Origin of the sequence: uncultured Maribacter sp. (assembly GCF_947495965.1) — a bacterium.
Classification (GTDB): Bacteria; Bacteroidota; Bacteroidia; order Flavobacteriales; family Flavobacteriaceae; genus Maribacter_B.
In genome coordinates this window covers 262369-281092 of the sequence record NZ_CANMBB010000005.1, presented here as the reverse complement: position 1 = coordinate 281092, position 18724 = coordinate 262369, and the positions used below count along the sequence as shown (strand labels likewise).

Sequence of the window (18724 nt, the reverse complement as noted above, 5' to 3'; positions counted from 1 at the left end):
GTAGTATGTAATTTAGTTTTGATTATAAAAAATGGTATTTACAAATTCGTTTAAAAAAATCATATTCTAAAACGTTACCGTAAAAATACTGTTTTTATTTGATTTAATAAGTATATAAATGTCTGTCTTAATGAGATTTAGTGTAGGAGTATATTCTTTAGAATTATAGAATATAAATAAATAAACCCTTCACATACTTTCCTAGCAATAGTTCCCCCGAGTATTAACTAAGTTTTTTGTAAAGGGTTGTTAGTTTATATGTTAACTATATTGCGCTGTAGTTTAATTCTTTTTTTAGATAAATCACGAAAATATATATGTTAGTCATATAAAACAATACCCATTGGAGGGTATTTATAAGTGAAAAGAAAGACTTATTTTAATGTTGTGTGAGAAATTCTCTTAAAATGTACAGTTTTTTACTGTTTATTTATTAAAAATATTATATATGTCAGTTCGTATTTTTTAAAATAAATAAGACATTACTTATAACACGTATGCAGATTTCTATTGATTATGAAAATTATATTTATCATACATAAAAATAAGTCAAAGTATATTTTTTGGGTAGTTTAGTGTAATTTTTAGATATTTTAGAGATACTTTCAAAGTACGTCTTTTTATAAATTTGTAGTAGTGTAATTTAAAAATGATAAAATTATAAGCCTTAGGTTTTGATGTTAAAATAATTAGATATAGCACTAATATGAAAATTTTGTTTCTATGAAAAAGTTTCGTGATAAAGAAAATCAAGGTGCTAATACTTATTTATATTTCATTTGTATTGTAGCTGCATGTGGTGGATTGCTTTTTGGGTATGATGCTGTTGTAGTATCAGGAACAAATTCACAAGTGGTAGAGCAATTTTCATTTTCTAATGCGCAATTAGGTTTTTATGTAAGTTGTGTATTGTGGGGTTGTGCTATTGGTTCTGCTATAGCAGGACCTGTATCGGATTCTTATGGGCGTAAAAAAACTTTAATGATTGCTGCTGTTCTTATTTTTATTTCTGCAAGTTGGAGTGGTTTAGCAATTAATCAAATGCATTTAATTTTGGCTAGGTTAGTTGGTGGTTTGGGCATTGGTGCAGCCACTATGGTTTGTCCATTATATATTTCTGAAGTTTCTCCAGAAAAGTATCGTGGTCGTATGGTAACCCTATTTCAATTAACAATAACAATAGGGATTGTATTGTGTGTCTTTGCAAATTGGGGAATTTTTAATTTTGCAGAAAGTAATATTAATTCTAAATCTATATCACCCTTTATAAAGTGGTTCGCTATTGAGCAAAACTGGCGTGCTATGTTTATGGCAGAAGCTATACCTGGAGTATTATTTCTTGTTTGCGCCTTTTTTATTCCCGAAAGCCCAAGATGGTTGGTAAATAAAAATAGAGGAGATGAGGCAGAAGTTGTATTAACAAAAATTAACGGTGTATTAAGAGCAAAAGAAATAAGAAATGAAATAGAAAATGCATTAATTACGGAAACCAATGTAAGTTTTACAGATTTATTTAGAAATAGATTACGCCGTCCATTATTATTAGCTGTTTTAGTTTGTATACTTTCAGAGGCTTGTGGTGTTTCCGTTATTTTTTATTACGGCCCACAAATTTTTGAAAGTGCTGGGTTTGATTTAGGTGGTTCTCTTGGTGGGTTTGCTAGTATAGCAATAGTAAATTTAATTGCAACACTATTTGCATTAGCTTTTATTGACTTTATAGGTAGAAGAAAATTATTAGGCATTGGGGTTATAGGTGCATTTTTTGCTCATATAACAATAGGTTTTTTATTTATGAAAGGAGTTACAGGTTGGCCTATTGTAGTTGCTATTAACATGTTTGTTGCTTTTTTTGCATGTGCAATTGGACCGGTAAAATTTGTAATTGTTTCTGAAATTTTCCCGAACAAAGTAAGGGGAAAAGCTATTGCATTGGCAACAGTTTGTATTTGGGTAACAAGTGCTTTGGTAGCGCAAATATTCCCTATTATTGAGGCTTCTACCTCTGAAGGAACTATTTATTTCTTTTTTGCAATAGAATTAATACTCTTATTCGTAGTGGTTAAATTTCTTATGCCTGAGACTAAAGGGCGTACAATTGAAGATATTGAAAGGTCTTGGTTAAAACATTAAAAAATATTTGAATAATATTAAATTTATAGAAAATGAATCTTTGGAAAGATGATGATGAGTTATTTCAACTTGCTAAAAAAGAGTTGTTTGTAGCCTTAGTGGGCGATGTATTGGATAAAATGGGGTTTTTGCACCAATTTTTACCGCAACAAATAAAACCTTTAAGTGACAATATGGTGGTTATAGGTAGAGCTATGCCAGTTTTAGAAGCAGATGTTTTTGCAGAAAAGTTAGAAGGTACAGCAAACCCTATGATGGCTAAACCATTTGGGATTATGTTTGAAGCTTTAGATAGTCTAAAAAAAAATGAAGTGTATATATGTTCTGGATCCTCATATAATTATGCTTTGTGGGGTGGGTTAATGAGTACTAGAGCAATGAAACTTAATGCAGCTGGTGTTGTAGTAAATGGTTATTCTAGAGATACAGCTGAAATATTAAGATTGGATTTCCCTACGTTTAGTGCAGGCACTTTTGCTCAAGACCAAGGACCTAGAGGAAAAGTTATAGATTATGGTATTCCAATAGAGTTTGGTGGTATACCAGTTCACCCTGGAGATGTTGTCTATGGTGACAGGGATGGTGTGCTAATTGTACCTTCTAATGCTGTTGAAGAAGCGTTTACTTTGGCTTTAGAAAAAGCTAGAGGAGAAAAAGCGGTTCAAAAAGCCTTAGAGAATGGTATGAGTACGGTTGAGGCTTTTGAAACTTTTGGAATTATGTAGTTATCTAATAGAACATGTCTAGTAAAAAAATTTTAATTCTAAATTCTAATGATAATGTTGGTATCGTTATTTCAAACATTACCAAAGGAGATGTCATTTTTTTAAATGAAGAGATGATTAGTGCCACTTCAGATGTATCTTTTGGTCATAAAATTGCATTGAAAGAGTTACCTGTAGGAACTATTGTTAAAAAGTATGGTGTGCCAATTGGCGTAACAACAACAGATATAAATCCAGGGGATCATATACATGTACATAATATAGAAAGCTTGTACATGAAACAATATACAAAATAGCCATGTTAAAAGGATATTTAAGAAAAGACGGTAAAAAAGGTATTCGTAATTATACCATGGTAGCCTATACTGTAGAGTGTGCGCACCATGTAGCAAGAGAAATACAATATCCTTATAGAGAATCTGGGGTTCATGTTATAGGTTTTCATGGTTGTGCACCTAATGATTATGCTAATGAAATGATGCAAGCCCTTTGTACACACCCAAATGTTGGTGCTGTACTTATTGTCTCTTTAGGTTGTGAAAATTTAAATAAAGAAGCTCTTGAAAAAGAAATAATAGCTACAGGAAGACTTGCAAAGACCATTACAATTCAAGAATCAAAAGGAAGCAGAACCTCCATTAATTTAGGTAGAGAATGGGTAGAAGAACAATTGCAAGTATTGCAAAAGCAGCCATTAGTAGATATGCCTATGGAAGAATTAATTGTTGGTACAATCTGTGGTGGTTCTGATGCTACTAGTGGTATAACAGCAAATCCTGTAATAGGAAAAGTTTTTGATAGTATATTAAGTCAAGGCGCAACTGCAATTTTTGAAGAAACTGGAGAGTTAATTGGCTGTGAGCATATTATGGCTGAAAGAGCTGCCACTCCTGAATTAGCGAAGCAATTGGTAAAAACAGTAGATAAGGCCAAAGATTACTACATGAAAATGGGTTTTGGTAGTTTTTCCGATGGAAATGCTAAAGGTGGGTTATCAACTATTGAAGAAAAATCTATGGGAGCTTACAGTAAAAGTGGTAACTCCAAAATTAATGGGATTATAAAACCAACTATTGCACCTACAACTAATGGTTTGTTTTTATTGGATGTTGTACCAGATGGTGACCCTATGTTTGGTTGGCCTAATGCTAATGATAACGCCGAAATAGCAGAATTAATAGCTTGTGGTTCTCATATGGTATTATTCTCTACAGGAAGAGGTTCCGTAGTTGGTTCTGCAGTAGCGCCAGTCATAAAAATTTGTGCTAATCCAGAAACGTATACCAATTTGGTAGAGGATATGGATGTTAATGCAGGTAAAATTTTAACCGGAGAAGCATCTTTAGATGATGTTGCTAATGAGTTAGAACAATGTGTTATAGACGTTGCTAATGGAGAGTTGTCTAAATCAGAACAATTGCTGCATCAAGAATTTCAGCTAGCATATAAAAAATTTAATGAACTAGAACCTGGCTGTTTACCAGGGTAATATATAGTAAAAAATGAGTTTATCACAATTTAGTCTTACAGGAAAAACAGCATTAATTACAGGTGGTGGTTCTGGAATTGGTTTAGGAATTGCAAAATCTTTTGTAGAAGCAGGAGGACATGCTGTTATTATTGGAAGAACAGAACTTACTCTTGAAAAGGCATGTAAAGAATTAGGAGTTAATTCTAGTTATTACGTGTATGATATTACCAATCAATCTGGCATGAAACAATTGATTGCTAAAATTGAAGCAGATTGTGGTGCTATACATATTCTTGTAAATAATGCAGGAATTCATTTAAAAGCACCGGTTTCTAAAACTACAGACGATGGTTTTTTAAATGTAATCCAAACCCATTTATTAAGTTCTTTTACACTTAGTAGAGAGGTTATGGAGTCTATGAAAAGAAATAATATAAAAGGTTCTATTATTATGATTAGTTCCATGACAGGAATTATGGCCATGACACAAGTTGTTGCATATACTAGTGCTAAAACAGGAATGCTAGGATTAATGAGAGGTTTGTTAGCAGACTATGCGGAGGATGGTATTCGTGTAAATTCTATAGCGCCAGGTTGGATAGAATCTAAAATGCTGCACCAAGCTTTGGACAGTGATGCTGAACGAAAAAATAAAATTTTAAATCGCATACCTTTTAAAGATTTTGGACAACCAGAAGATATAGGTAATGCTGCTGTTTTTTTGGCTTCAGATGCTTCAAAATATGTAAATGGTGTTTTATTACCTGTTGATGGTGGTGCTGCGGTAGGGTTTTAAAATATAAATTAGTAATTACAATTAAAGAAAAATATAAAATGACACGTAATTTTTTTAATAGTTTAGCGATACTGGTGCTTTTAATAAATCTAGTTAGTTGTAATACAAAAAAAAGCAACTCTATTTCAAAGCAATCTAATTCCAAAAAAACACTACATCAATTACAAAGTAAGTTTATAGACCAGCGTTTTGGGATGTTTATATGTTATAATATTATGTCCTATGGTGCTTATTGGGGGGAAGCTAATTACCCTATAGAATCCTTTAACCCCCAAAAAATAGATTGTAACCAATGGGCAGAAGCAGCAGTTTCCGCGGGAATGAAATATGGTCTTTTAACCACCAAACATCACGAAGGTTTTTGTCTTTGGGATAGTGAATATACCAAATATGATGTTGCATCTACTCCGTATAAAAAAGATATTGTTAAACAATACGTAGATGCATTTAGAGAAAAAAATTTAGGAATAGGTTTATATTATTCTATTTGGGATTCTACACATGATATTGTTAAGGATAGTATAGACAATAAAAAGTTACAATTTATAAAAGGTCAAATTACAGAGTTGCTTACAAATTATGGTAAAGTAGATTATTTTGTAATAGATGGTTGGTTTTGGCGTATAGGACATAACGAAGTGCCTTATCATGAAATAAGAGAATTAATTAGAGAACTCCAACCAGAATGTTTAATTACAGACCACACCCATTTAGAAGCACCTTACCATATGGATATTCCTTATTTTGAAGGCCCATTGGGAGCTTATCCTCCAGAAGATAATACTATGGCAACTACACTAGGTCACTGTAGTGTAAAAGGTAATGGATGGTTTTGGAATGAAGAAACCCCAAATGGAATGAAACCAAATGACGGCGTAGATACTGTGGTTAATAAACTAATAACTTGTGAAAGTAGGTATTGTAACTTTATGTTGAATTGTATGCCTAATAGAGACGGACAATTAGATACACTGTATATTAATATGCTTTCTGAAATAGGAAAAAAATGGAAAGAAGACACTACTAGAAAACCATTGCCTAACGATAGGCCGCAAGTGGCTGTATCTGTACCTATTAAATCTGTAAAAACAAGTAGCGGTATAGCAGCACATCTTATTGATAGTCGTCAAATAGAAGGCGGTAATTTTAATGTTTGGAAATCTGACTCTATATTCCCTCAGACTATTTTGATGGATTTAGGAAAAGTTCAAAACAATTTAGACGTCTTAGTTGCGGTTCAAAATCATAGGAGTGAACCGCCACCACAAATAGCTTTAGCAGAAGGTAATATAACAAAATGCAAGATATACACAAGTGTAGATAATAAGAATTTTGAAGAGGTAGGTATGCAAAGTTGGAAACCCGATGCTAAATATAGAGCTATGAGTTTTAAAAAGAGTAATGCTAGGTACCTAAAACTAGAAATTCTAGAAGCTAACGGACCTTCAGCAATAATTAACGAATTAGAGATAGGAAGAACATCTTATTAACTAATAAAAAATTTATAAAATGCAGAAAATAAATAGAATTTTATTTCAGGTAACAGTTGTATTGTTTTCAATGTTATTTATAACTTGTAAAGACGCTAAGAAAGAAACTACTTCAGTAGCAAATGATGAAGTTAAGAAAACGAATACTGTAATTAATAAATCCCCGCAGCAATTAAAAGAGGAATTTATAGATAAACGTTTTGGGATGTTTATTTGCTATAATATCATGTCTTATGGTGCAGAATGGGGTGAAGCTAATTATCCTATAGAATCCTTTAATCCTCAAAAGTTAGATTGTAACCAATGGGCAGAAGCAGCAGTTTCTGCGGGTATGAAGTTTGGATTATTAACCACCAAGCATCATGAAGGTTTTGCTTTGTGGGATACTAAATATTCAGACTATGATGTAGCCTCAACACCTTATAAAAAAGATATAGTGCGCCAATATGTAGATGCTTTTAGAGCTAAAGGATTAGGTGTAGGTTTGTATTATTCTATTTGGGATAGTACTAATGATGTTGAAAAAGATAGGATAGATGAAGAAAAATTAGGCTTTATAAAAGGACAAATTACAGAGTTACTTACAAATTATGGTAAAGTTGATTATTTTGTAATGGACGGATGGTTTTGGAGAATGGGGCATAAAGAAGTACCATATCATGAAATTAGAGCCTTAATAAGAGAATTACAACCAGATTGTTTAATAACAGACCACACACATTTACAAGCTCCTTATCATATGGATATCCCTTATTTTGAAGGTCCCTTTGGAGCGTACCCAGCGGAAGGCAATACTATGGCATCTGCTTTAGGGCATTGTAGTGTTAAAGGTAATGGTTGGTTTTGGAATGAAAAAACACCAAATGGTTTAATAAAAGGAGATGGCGTAGAAACCATTTTGAAAAAACTTAATGATTGTGAAGATAGATATTGTAATTTTATGTTGAATTGTATGCCCAATAGAGACGGTCTTCTAGATCCTATTTATATAAATATGCTTGCAGAAATTGGTAGCAAGTGGAAACCAAATTTATCTAGGGCAAGTTTGCCTAATCAAGGCCCACAAATAATAACTACTGCTCCAATACAATCAGTAAGCGCTAGTAGCGGAAAATCCGAAAATTTATATGATGCAAAACAAGTAAAAACGGATCATTTTCATTGGGAATCAGATACAAATTTCCCACAAAATATTGTCATAGATTTAGGAGAAGTAGTAAGCGATATTGATGTATTAACAGTAGTGCCTAATCATAGATGCAAACCGGCACCAGAGACTGCTTTGGCAGAAGGTAATATTACATTTGCTAAAGTATATGGAAGTAAAGATAATAAGAGTTACCAAGAATTAGCTACTCAAAAATGGGAAGTTAACTCCAAATATAGAACTATAGCATTTCCGAAATCTGATGTAAGATACCTTAAATTAGAAATACTTGAAGCCAATGGTGATAAAGCTATTGTAGCAGAATTAGAAGTAGGGAAATCCTTAATGGATTAAATATATAATACTAAAAAAAATGATATTTATTCATGAAATATATTGTTTGTGAAAAACCAGGAGAATTTATTCTAAAAGAAAAAGAAGCTCCTACTAGAAAAGAACATGAAGCGCTTTTACAAATTAATAAAGTTGGTATCTGCGGTACGGATTTGCATGCCTATAGTGGAGATCAAGCTTATTTTACCTACCCTAGAATATTAGGACACGAATTAGCTTCAGAAATATTAGAAATTGGGGAGAATGAAAGAGGTCTTAAAGCAGGTGATAATGTTGTTATTATGCCTTATTTAAGTTGTAATACGTGTATTGCTTGCAGAAACGGTAAAACCAATTGTTGCACAAATATTAAAGTTTTGGGCATACATACGGATGGTGGTATGCAAGAACAAATAACGGTGCCTTCAAATATATTGTTACCTGCAAATAATCTTTCTAATGATCAAATGGCTATTGTAGAGCCTTTAGCAATTGGGGCACATGCTATTAGAAGGGCAGCTGTTCAAAAAGATGAGTTTATAGTTGTTGTAGGTTGCGGCCCCATTGGAATTGGTATTATGAAATTGGCTCAAATTGCTGGTGCAAAAATTATTGCATTAGATATGAATGAAGATCGTCTAAAATACGCTAAAGATAAAATTGGAGTTGATTATACGGTTAACGTAAGTAAAAACCCTGTTAAAGAAATTGAGGAAATTACAAATGGAGATATGGCAACGGCTGTTTTTGATGCCTCTGGCAATAAATTCGCGTTAGAAACAGGACCAGATTATATGGCGCATGGTGGGCGTTTTATTCTAGTAGGTTTATCTAAAGGAGAGCTTACTTATAACCATCCAAAAATACATGCTAAAGAAATTACAATAATGTGTAGTAGAAATGCTACTACGGAAGATTTTGAGCATGTTATAAGCGTTTTAAATCAGTTTCCAACAGAATCTTTTATTACACACAGCGTTCCTTTTACAGAAATGATAAATGATTTTGATAGTTGGTTAAAACCAGAAACAGGTGTAATTAAGGCAACTGTTAACTTTAATTAGATATTTTTTTATGGATTTAAATTTAAAAGGAAAGGTAGTAGTTATATCAGGTGCTGCAGGAATTAAAGGTAGTATAGGGGAAACTATTTTACAGAAATTGGCTGATGAAGGAGCAATCCCTGCGGTAATAGACAGAAATGCTAGAGGTTTTGAATATATAGATGAGTTGAAGAAAAGAGGTGTTGATGCTATGTTTTGCCAAACTGATGTTACGGATCCTAATCAGATAAAAAACGCTTTAGATAGTATCATTGAAAAGCATCAAAAAATAGACGTTGTTATAAATAACGTAGGAGTAAATGATGGGGTTGGTTTAGATGCGTCTTATGAAGATTTTATGAATTCTTTAAAATTAAATATGGTGAGTTACTTTTTAGTTGTTAAATATGCTCTTCCTTATTTAAAAAAATCTAAGGGAAATATATTAAACATAGGTTCTAAAGTTGCCCTTACAGGCCAAGGGAGAACTTCTGGTTATGCAGCTGCGAAAGGAGGGATTCTTGGATTAACTAGAGAATGGGCTGTAGACTTAATAAAAGATGCTATTAGAGTTAATGCTATTATTATTGCAGAGAGTTGGACGCCTGCGTATGATAATTGGATTAGAGCACAAGAAAATGGTAAAGAGTTATTGAAATCTATAGTAGATAAAATTCCATTAGAGAATAGAATGACTACACCCGATGAAATTGCAAATACATGTTTGTTTACAATTTCAAATAAATCATCTCATACCACAGGGCAGTTCATTTTCTGTGATGGGGGGTATGTACATTTAGATAGGTCTCTACTTACAGAATAAGAATTAAATAGTTTTATTATTTATACTTTTAGTTTCTTGTATTTTTTTTCTGTATTGATTGGGTTGTATGTTTTTAAATTTTTTAAACATTTTTATAAAATGAGAAAGGTTATTATAACCACTAGAATAAGCAATTTCATTTATACTCATATCTGTTTCTTGTAAAAATTTACAAACGTTGGATATTCGAAGTTCGTTTAAGTATTCTTTAAATGTTTTTCGGGTATGTTTTTTAAAATACCTACAAAACGCATTGGGAGTTAAGTGAGTGATTTCTGAAAGTTGTTGTATAGAAAGATCTTCCTTATAATTATTAGAAATATAATTAAGAATATTATTTATTTTAATTAAATTTTTATCTTTTATAGAATAATCAATAGGTGTAGAACTTAAAAGTTTCCGTTTATTGTCATTACTTAATAGTTCTAGTATTTCAATAAAACTAATTAATTTTAAAGGGTCTGTAAGGTGCTCTAGATTTATTAATTTTTGTAGTGCAGAATTGGTTATTTTTTTACTAAATTTTATTCCAGATTTAGATTCAGAAAGAAGTCTTTTAATTAAAATCATTTCGGAAACTTGCCAAAAACTTTCCCCTAAGAAGTTAAGGTCAAAATGAATTACAATAGCATGTGCTTTTTGTATAGATTTTTCACTAAAATAGGAAGAGTCATTTTTCCAGCAGTGGGGTACATTAGGTCCTACAAGAACTAGCTCTCCTGGATTAAATTTTTGTACATGATTTCCAATATATCTTGTTCCAGAACTCTCTATAATATAAGTGAGTTCTAATTTACTATGATAATGAAAAGGGTTGTAAAAATAAGGAACCCTTTCATTTGCTATATATAAAGATGCATTTGTTTTGTTGGGTACTTTAATAAGTTGGGGTTTCATTTTTTACAATTTAATTTATTTAAACATAAATAATTAAAATTATTTTGTGGTAGTTTACGTTACATTCCTCATGATTTTCTAATCTACCTTTTCTTTAATTTTTCTTGGTAAATATGAAAGTTTAAACCTCATTTCTTTTTAACTTATTTTTTTTATAAACCGATGGGGTTACACCCATTTGTTTTTTAAAAGTTTCTCTGAAATATTGCGGATCGTTAAAACCTACTTCATACATGATTTCTGACACTGAATACATATTTTTTTGTAGTAATTGGGCTGCACGTTTTATTCTAATATTCCTTATAAAAGCATTGGAGGTAAAACCAACTAAAGCTTTAAGTTTTTTGTTAAGTTCCATACGACCTAGCCCACATTCTTTAGATAATATTTCTACGGTAAAACCGGAGTTAGAAATGTTTTTTTCTATACAAGACATTACTCTATTAATAAATCTTTCATCTATACTAGTTAAACCTACTTCGGAAGGAGAAATTTCTATTTCATTTTTAAATTTTTTGATAACATTATTTCTTGATTCTAATAAGGCTTCAATACGGGCTTCTAATTCCTTTAAATTAAAAGGTTTAGATATGTATGCTTCTGCTCCTAATGAGTAGCCTTTAATTTTGCTTTCAGAAGTGTTTTTTGCAGTAAGCAATATTATAGGAATATGGTTTATTCTTTGATCAGACTTTAGTTTTTCACAAAAGGAGTAACCATCCATACCTTGCATCATAATATCACTAATAACCAAATCTATATTATTATCCAAGCAGATATCAAAAGCTTGTTTACCCTCTTCGGCTTTGTAAATATTAAATCTATTTTTAAATGTTTCTTCTAGAAAGTAAAGAATATCCTTGTTGTCTTCAACAAGTAAAATAGTTTGAAATTTAGTGTTTTCGGTTTCTATGTTAATAATTTCATCTGTGTCAATACTTGGTAAGAGCCAATGTTGATTTTTTATTTCGCCTATAAGCGTTATATCTTCTTCTGTTATTTCAACATAATTGTAGGTGTTTTTATCCATAGGTAAGATAACTTTGAAGGTGGTTCCTCTTTCTTCAATTGATTTAAATGTAATGTTACCATGGTGTATTTCTATTAAATTTTTAATAAAAGACAACCCTATTCCAGAACCAAATTTACCTCCTGAGTTTGTGTTTGAAAACCGTTCAAAAATATGTTCCTGAACTTCTTGGGGTATACCTTTACCATTATCTTTTACTTCAATGTAGGCGTAATCATCATCAGAATATAATTTTACATTAATTTCACCTTTTACAGAAGTAAACTTAAAGGCGTTAGATAGTAGATTAAATATTACGCGTTCAATAATTTCGGGGTCAAACCATGTGTTTATTTGTTTTTCATAATGTACATTGAATTTAATTTGTTTTTTATTGGCAACCTCATTAAAATTTTCACTTAGTAGTGAAATAAAATTAGTTAAGTTACTATATGAAACTTTTAGATTTAATTTACCGTGTTCTAGTTTTCTAAAGCCAATTAGCTGGTTAATTAGTTTTAATAAAATTTTAGAATTTTTAAAAATTTTATCGTAATATTTTTGTCTGTTTTGTTCGGGTATAGTTGCAGAAAATGTTTGTAATCTTTCTATAAACCCTATAATTAATGTTAATGGTGTACGAAATTCATGAGAAATATTTGTAAAAAATGTTAATTTTAGTTGGTTTAGTTCTTCTATTTTTTGCTTCTCCATTGCTTCTACAACATATTGATTTTTCTTAGTTGTTTTAATAATAGTAAACTTTCTAAATAGCCATAACCCTCCAAGAAGTACAATACTATATATGATGAGTGATAAAGTTGAAGCCCACCAAGGAGATTTAATTTTTATTCCTAATTGCAGTTCATTGTTGCTCCAATACCCATTATTATTGGAAGCTTTAACTTTTAAGGTGTATTTTCCGGGGGAAAGATTTGTATATTTTGCAATTCTATTTAATGCTGTAGTGTAAATCCAATCAGAATCAAAACCTTCAAGTTTATATGCGTATTTATTTTGTTGCGGAGCAGCATAGTGTAATGTAGAAAAACCAATTGAAAAACTTCTTTCTTTGTGTTTTAATGTTAATTCATCAATTTCATTAATATCTCTAGGTAAAATTACACGGCCATTTATAGTGTCTTTTATTTTAACGTTTTCATTTAAAATTTGCAGATTTTGAAATACCAAATTAACATTAAACTTATCCGATAAAATTTCTTTAGGGTAAAAGGCATTAAATCCATTAATACCACCAAAAAGCATTTCCCCTGATGCCCTTTTGTAAGCTGCAAGCTCAGAAAATTCCATATCTTGTAATCCGTCCTCCAATCCAAAATTTTGAAATTCTAATTTTTCAGGGGAAAATCTTGTTAAACCTTTATTAGAGGAGCACCAAAGATTACCATTGTCATCTTCAAGAATTGCTTTTATTACGTTATTAGGTAAACCATCTAAAGTACTATAAGATATAAAGTGATCTTCATTAGATCCAGATGGGGTAATAACTTTATTAAGCCCGCCTCCTAAAGTTCCAACCCAAATTTGACCTTTAGCTGACACAAAAATTGGTAGGATATAATTATGACTTATAGAGTATTTATTAGTGTTATCGTGAAAATATTTAATAAAATTTGGATTAGCTTTAGATTGTTCTTGAGGTGTAAGTTTATTTAAACCATTAGCAGTGCCAATCCATATATTCCCATTATGATCCTGTGCTAAACTTCGGATTATATTAGAAGAAATTGAAGTTTCGTTATCTGATTGAAACTTAAAGTTTGCTTGGTTTAATACTATTCCATTAGCATCTAATTCATATCTAAATAAACCCCCATGATAAGTGCCTAACCAAACTACATTTTTTGCATCTACTAAAGAGGCGTAAACTTGTTCTTTGAGCTTTATAGTATTGGTTCCTGATAAAAATATTTCATTAACTACTTGTTTGTTTTTTCCATATATAAAATTATTGGGATAACCTGCCCCTATTAACAAGGTAGATTCATTTGAAGATTTAATCTCATTTATAGAAAAAACTTGTCTTTGAACACCAGGAGTAAGGGGTGTTTTAATTCTTTTAAATCCTGTTTCATAATTTTCAGCATTTTCTTTGGGTAAAAAATTTAAACTCTCCCCATCTTCTGTACCAATCCAAAGATTACAATTAGAATCTTCATAAATTGTTCTAATTTTATTTCTACAGATGCTATTTTTACTTTCATTACGGCGGTAGTGTCTAAAATTTCTTCTATTTGGTTTATAAATATTTATGCCACCACCATTGGTGCCAATCCATATTATCCCAGAAGAATCCTTAATAAGGTCAAGAACATTGTCATTACTTAAGCTTTCTTGGTTACCCCATTGATTTGTAAAATGTTTAATTTTTTTTATTTCACAGCCATCATAGGATAAAATAACAACGCCATTACTTGTTGCGCACCATATAGTATTTTCATCATAAACTAATAATTTATAAGCGTGTATTTCTCCTAAATAATTAATGGTTGGGTTACTCTTATTTATATCGGTCTTTTTTAATTCATAAATATTATGTGCACTTATAATTATACTATTTGAAGTTTCTTGAATAGATTTTACCTGTCTAGGTATTTCCATGTTGTAGTTTTGAAACTGCCCTTTATTATCACTACTGTTACCAATAAAGCGAGAAAGACCACTTTCTGTACCTATCCATATATTATCAAATTCATCATTATATAAACATGAAATTTTATCATTTTGAATTGCACCATAGTAATCTTCTCCTTTTTTATAAATTTGATTTTTTACCTTTTTTGTTTTAGGGTTTATTTCTAATTTATTTAAGCCATTAGGGGTTCCAGCCCAGATAAAACCTTTTTTATCTATTACTAATGAGGTAATTTCATTATCCGATAAAAAATTTGGGTTCTCTGTTGTATTTTTATAATGGTAAAAATTACCTGTACTTCTTTCAAATTTAGATAAACCTTGGTCATCTGTTCCAAACCAAATATTTCCTATAGAATCTTCGGTAATACAGCTAATTAAATTACTGCTAGGGGAATTTAAATTCCCAAGTGTTTTTCTGTAAACTTTTATAGAATACCCATCGTATTTGTTTAAACCGTCATATGTGCCAATCCAAATATACCCTGCTTTATCTTGGTAAAGAGTCCTAACATCACTCTGCGACAATCCGTTTCTTGTATTCAGTTTATCAAAGTGATTGCTAAATTCTTGGGAGCTACCGTAAAAGTAAATGTGGAATACAAGTAATAGTAAATATTTTATTTTAAAAGGATTACTCTTTAGCATACGGATAAAAAATTTCTTAATATTTTAAATATAATGTAATTAGTAATTGTTATTGTTTTAATAATACCTTAAAACAATTTACTATATAATTAAAGAAAAGTGAAGTTTAAAAATCAATGAATGTATTTACCATTGTTTTTTTTAATCAAATACCTTTTATTTTTTATTCTACCTTCTTTTATTCTATTATTTAGTTTAATAGCCTACATCTATGTTAACTTAATTTTAACACCAGTAAACCAATAACAAATTAAACTAAAATTTTATGAAACATGTAATACCAATTTTATTGAATAATTTAAGGATTCCTTATTTAAAAGTTGTCCTTACATTGTTTGTTTTTATGTTGCAAGGAAGTATTTTTGCGCAAACTACCATTACAGGTAAAATAACTTCTGAAGAAGATGGAATGGCACTTCCTGGCGTTTCAGTTGTCGTTAAAAACTCTACTAAAGGAACTGTAACAGATTTTGATGGAAATTATTCTATTGTTGTTTCTGGGCCAGATGCGGTGCTTAATTTTACCTATATAGGTTTTTCGGATCGCAGTATATTAGTTGCTAATCAATCCGTTATTAATATTGTGATGAAGGTAGACAGTGAACAATTAGATGAGGTTGTGCTAATTGGTTACGGTGAAATAAAACGAAAAGACCTTACAGGCTCTGTTGTCTCTCTTAAAAGTGAAGATATGAACCCTGTACAATCTGTTTCTTTTGAGCAAGGTCTTGTTGCTAAAGCACCAGGTGTACAAATAACTTCATCTCAAGGAGCTCCTGGTTCTGCGTCTAAAATAAGAATTAGGGGAGGAACTTCTATAAACGCAAGTAGTGATCCTCTTTATGTTATTGATGGTTTTCAGTTATTAGGTTCTGGTAATTCTTCAAGTCTTGGGATAGGAAATAGCTTTTCTAGTCCATTAAGTACAATTGATCCAGCAGATATAGAGTCTATAGAGGTTTTAAAAGATGCATCTGCAACTGCAATTTATGGAGCAAGGGGCGCAAATGGAGTAATTATAATAACTACAAAACAAGGTAAGGTAGGAAAATCGGAATTAAATTTTGAGACTTTTACAGGAATTTCTAGTGTTGCTAGAAAGATAGATGTTTTATCTCCTCAGGAGTTTATTGATTGGAGAAATGAGTTTTCTCCTTATGATCCAAATGCAGGACCTGAAGATACAGGGATTGATACTTTTAGAGATGAGTCTGGAGTGCCTTTTACGGCAAATGATGACAGGGTAATAGTGTCAAATTGGTTAGACGAAGTTATAAGACCTGCAACAGTTAATAGTTATAGATTAGGTTTTAATGGAGGAAATGAAAAAACTAAGTATAGTGGATCTGTTGGTTATTTAAATCAAAAAGGAATTGTAGAAAATTCTAGTTTTGAAAGATTTTCTACCAATTTAAGGGTAGATCAAAATGTTACTTCTAAATTAAAAGCTGGTTTATCTATTAATACAGGTTTTACAAAAAATAGTGGGGTTGTTTCGGCATCATCTTCTAATGGAGGTGGGCAAAACGGTTTGCTTACTGGAGCTTTGTTATATGCTCCGGTACAAGGTCCTTATAATGAAGAATTTGTAGAAGGGGCAGAGTTTGATGAAAGAGGTAGGATTATATCTTTAAGAAATGGAGATATAGTAAATCCTAAAATTACATTATTTGGCGATACTAATATTCGTAATGAGTTTCAAGCATTTGCACAATCATACCTTTCCTATAAATTGATGGAAGGTTTAACGGCAAAAGCTACTCTTGGTGGTAGTATATGGTCTAGTAGAGGTAAAGCTTACTATTCTGAAAAGTATGGTTGGGGAGCAAGTGCAGGTGGTAGAGCATTTTATCAACATTCACAAAACACCAATATTATAGGTGACTTTAATTTAACTTATAATAAAACATTTGGAGATCATAATTTAATTGCTACAGCAGTTCATGAGCGTCAATTTAATGTTAACGAACAGCTTAAGGTTAGTTCAGATGGTTTTGATTTGCCAGGTGTAAATTTAGATGCATTAGAATCTGCTGCAGTATCAAACAAAACTGATACAGGTAGGGATGAGAGAAGTATATCGTCTTATTTAGGACGTGTTAATTATAAATTTAAGGATAAATACTTACTTACTTTAAGTGGTCGTTATGATGGGTCTTCAAATTTTGCTCAAAAGTGGGGTTTTTTCCCTTCAGCAGCGGTAGCATGGAAAGTTAGTGAAGAGCCATTTATGGCTAATTTTACAACTTTAAGTGATTTAAAATTAAGAGCAACCTATGGGGAAACAGGTAACAACTCTATAGCTAGTTATTCTGTTTTAGGAGCTGCGATATTTACACCTTACACATTTGGGGGGAATCAAGTCCAATCAGGAGCTCTTCTTGATAGGTTACAACAAGATAATTTAACATGGGAAACTACAAAGCAAACAGATTTTGGAATTTCTTTTGGTTTGTTTGATAATAGAGTGTCTTTAGATGCAACTTATTATATAAAAAAAACAGATGGACTTTTATTATTTAAGCCAATACCTGAAACTTCTGGTTTTACAGGATCTATAGAAAATGCTGGAGCCATGTCTAATAGAGGGTTAGAGTTTTCATTGAATACAATTAATGTAGATACAGAAAATTTTAAATGGACTTCTAATTTTAATATAAGTTTTAACCGTAATACTATAGATGATCTTGTAACTACGGAAGAACTATTTTTTAACGGGTTTGGAAACAAATCTACATCAGATTTTATTTTAAGAGAAGGAGAACCATTAGGCTCGTTTTTTGGTTATGAAAGAGATGGTGTTTATACCTATAGTGATTTTGTAGAATTTGATGGTTTAACCAATCAAGAAGCAGCAGATTTGATTAACTCTAATGGAGGAACTCAAGGTTGGTACTCTCAATTTTATACTTTAAAAGAAGGGACTGTAACTTCTGCTCCTTATGATAAATATAGACCAGGTATGCCTAAGTTTGTAGATCAAGATGGGGACAATATTGTAGATGATAAAGACCGTGTAATTCTTGGGAACACACAACCAGATCATTATGGTGGTTTTACCAATAATTTTAAATACAAAAACCTGGATCTTAGTATTGTAATGAATTGGTCCTATGGTAATGAGGTATACAATAAAAATAGACAAAAAGGTGGTGCACAGACAATTCCACATTTTAATAAATTAGGATGGATAAGAGATCGTTGGACTCCAGAAAATCCAGATTCTGATATTATGTCTATTTTAGGAGATGCCGATGGTGACTTTGGTTTTTCTGCCAACTCTACGCAAATAGAAGATGCTAGCTATCTTAGATTATCCAATATAACACTTGGATATAATATACCTAAATCAGTATTAGAAAAAATAGGTTTAAGAAATTTAAGAATTTATGCCTCTGGAGATAATTTGTTTTTATTATCTGACTATACAGGGTATGATCCAGATGTAAGTGTTGGTGGAAATCAAATTACACCAGGGCAAGATATTGATTCTTATCCTAGATCTCGTCAGTTTAGAATAGGAGTACAGGTAGGTTTCTAAATTATCAATTGTA

Annotated in this window: 12 protein-coding genes; 10 read left to right on the top strand and 2 right to left on the bottom strand. The window is 31.3% G+C overall.

The genetic code is table 11. From position 1 onward, the window contains the following. Nucleotides 1–723 precede the first annotated feature (723 nt). The 9 genes from Q0820_RS12055 to Q0820_RS12015 are packed head-to-tail and all read left to right on the top strand — an operon-like array spanning nt 724 to nt 9961. Complete coding sequence (locus Q0820_RS12055) at nt 724–2133, top strand: sugar porter family MFS transporter (RefSeq protein ID WP_298487892.1); 1410 nt, start codon at nt 724–726, stop codon at nt 2131–2133. A 32-nt stretch (nt 2134–2165) separates the two neighbouring features. Next, nucleotides 2166–2858: an RraA family protein gene (locus Q0820_RS12050; RefSeq protein WP_298487891.1), complete on the top strand. Its 693-nt coding sequence runs from the start codon at nt 2166–2168 to the stop codon at nt 2856–2858. A 14-nt stretch (nt 2859–2872) separates the two neighbouring features. Next, complete coding sequence (locus tag Q0820_RS12045; RefSeq protein ID WP_298487890.1) at nt 2873–3154, top strand: UxaA family hydrolase; 282 nt, start codon at nt 2873–2875, stop codon at nt 3152–3154. 2 nt (nt 3155–3156) lie between these two features. Further along, entirely contained in the window at nt 3157–4347 is a 1191-nt protein-coding gene (locus Q0820_RS12040; protein ID WP_298487889.1) for a UxaA family hydrolase, read from the top strand. 13 nt (nt 4348–4360) lie between these two features. Continuing rightward, nucleotides 4361–5125 carry an SDR family oxidoreductase gene (locus tag Q0820_RS12035; protein ID WP_298487888.1) on the top strand — a complete coding sequence of 255 codons (765 nt, stop codon included), beginning with the start codon at nt 4361–4363 and terminating at the stop codon, nt 5123–5125. A gap of 38 nt (nt 5126–5163) precedes the next feature. Beyond that, nucleotides 5164–6615 carry an alpha-L-fucosidase gene (locus Q0820_RS12030; protein WP_298487887.1) on the top strand — a complete coding sequence of 484 codons (1452 nt, stop codon included), beginning with the start codon at nt 5164–5166 and terminating at the stop codon, nt 6613–6615. Nucleotides 6616–6634: 19 nt separating this feature from the next. Further along, nucleotides 6635–8116, top strand: coding sequence for an alpha-L-fucosidase (locus Q0820_RS12025; RefSeq protein ID WP_298487886.1), 1482 nt, complete (start codon nt 6635–6637; stop codon nt 8114–8116). 32 nt (nt 8117–8148) lie between these two features. After that, complete coding sequence (locus Q0820_RS12020) at nt 8149–9159, top strand: zinc-binding alcohol dehydrogenase family protein (protein ID WP_298487885.1); 1011 nt, start codon at nt 8149–8151, stop codon at nt 9157–9159. A 10-nt stretch (nt 9160–9169) separates the two neighbouring features. Beyond that, the gene (locus Q0820_RS12015) at nt 9170–9961 is read left to right on the top strand and encodes an SDR family oxidoreductase (protein WP_298487884.1); all 792 of its coding nucleotides are present in this window, start codon (nt 9170–9172) and stop codon (nt 9959–9961) included. A gap of 3 nt (nt 9962–9964) precedes the next feature. Here Q0820_RS12015 and Q0820_RS12010 read toward each other — a convergent pair whose 3' ends face one another. Beyond that, entirely contained in the window at nt 9965–10858 is an 894-nt protein-coding gene (locus Q0820_RS12010) for an AraC family transcriptional regulator (protein WP_298487883.1), read from the bottom strand. Nucleotides 10859–10979: 121 nt separating this feature from the next. Then, the gene (locus Q0820_RS12005; protein ID WP_298487882.1) at nt 10980–15170 is read right to left on the bottom strand and encodes a hybrid sensor histidine kinase/response regulator transcription factor; all 4191 of its coding nucleotides are present in this window, start codon (nt 15168–15170) and stop codon (nt 10980–10982) included. Between the two features lie 265 nt (nt 15171–15435). Between Q0820_RS12005 and Q0820_RS12000 the strand changes: the two genes are divergently transcribed. Next, nucleotides 15436–18711: a TonB-dependent receptor gene (locus Q0820_RS12000; protein ID WP_298487881.1), complete on the top strand. Its 3276-nt coding sequence runs from the start codon at nt 15436–15438 to the stop codon at nt 18709–18711. The last annotated feature ends 13 nt before the right edge of the window (nt 18712–18724 follow it).

Bases quoted from the DNA above. Each gene is read 5' to 3' on its own strand.
- Q0820_RS12055 (WP_298487892.1), top strand. From the start codon at position 724: ATGAAAAAGTTTCGTGATAAAGAAAATCAAGGTGCTAATACTTATTTA.
- Q0820_RS12050 (WP_298487891.1), top strand. From the start codon at position 2,166: ATGAATCTTTGGAAAGATGATGATGAGTTATTTCAACTTGCTAAAAAA.
- Q0820_RS12045 (WP_298487890.1), top strand. From the start codon at position 2,873: ATGTCTAGTAAAAAAATTTTAATTCTAAATTCTAATGATAATGTTGGT.
- Q0820_RS12040 (WP_298487889.1), top strand. From the start codon at position 3,157: ATGTTAAAAGGATATTTAAGAAAAGACGGTAAAAAAGGTATTCGTAAT.
- Q0820_RS12035 (WP_298487888.1), top strand. From the start codon at position 4,361: ATGAGTTTATCACAATTTAGTCTTACAGGAAAAACAGCATTAATTACA.
- Q0820_RS12030 (WP_298487887.1), top strand. From the start codon at position 5,164: ATGACACGTAATTTTTTTAATAGTTTAGCGATACTGGTGCTTTTAATA.
- Q0820_RS12025 (WP_298487886.1), top strand. From the start codon at position 6,635: ATGCAGAAAATAAATAGAATTTTATTTCAGGTAACAGTTGTATTGTTT.
- Q0820_RS12020 (WP_298487885.1), top strand. From the start codon at position 8,149: ATGAAATATATTGTTTGTGAAAAACCAGGAGAATTTATTCTAAAAGAA.
- Q0820_RS12015 (WP_298487884.1), top strand. From the start codon at position 9,170: ATGGATTTAAATTTAAAAGGAAAGGTAGTAGTTATATCAGGTGCTGCA.
- Q0820_RS12010 (WP_298487883.1), bottom strand. From the start codon at position 10,858: ATGAAACCCCAACTTATTAAAGTACCCAACAAAACAAATGCATCTTTA.
- Q0820_RS12005 (WP_298487882.1), bottom strand. From the start codon at position 15,170: ATGCTAAAGAGTAATCCTTTTAAAATAAAATATTTACTATTACTTGTA.
- Q0820_RS12000 (WP_298487881.1), top strand. From the start codon at position 15,436: ATGAAACATGTAATACCAATTTTATTGAATAATTTAAGGATTCCTTAT.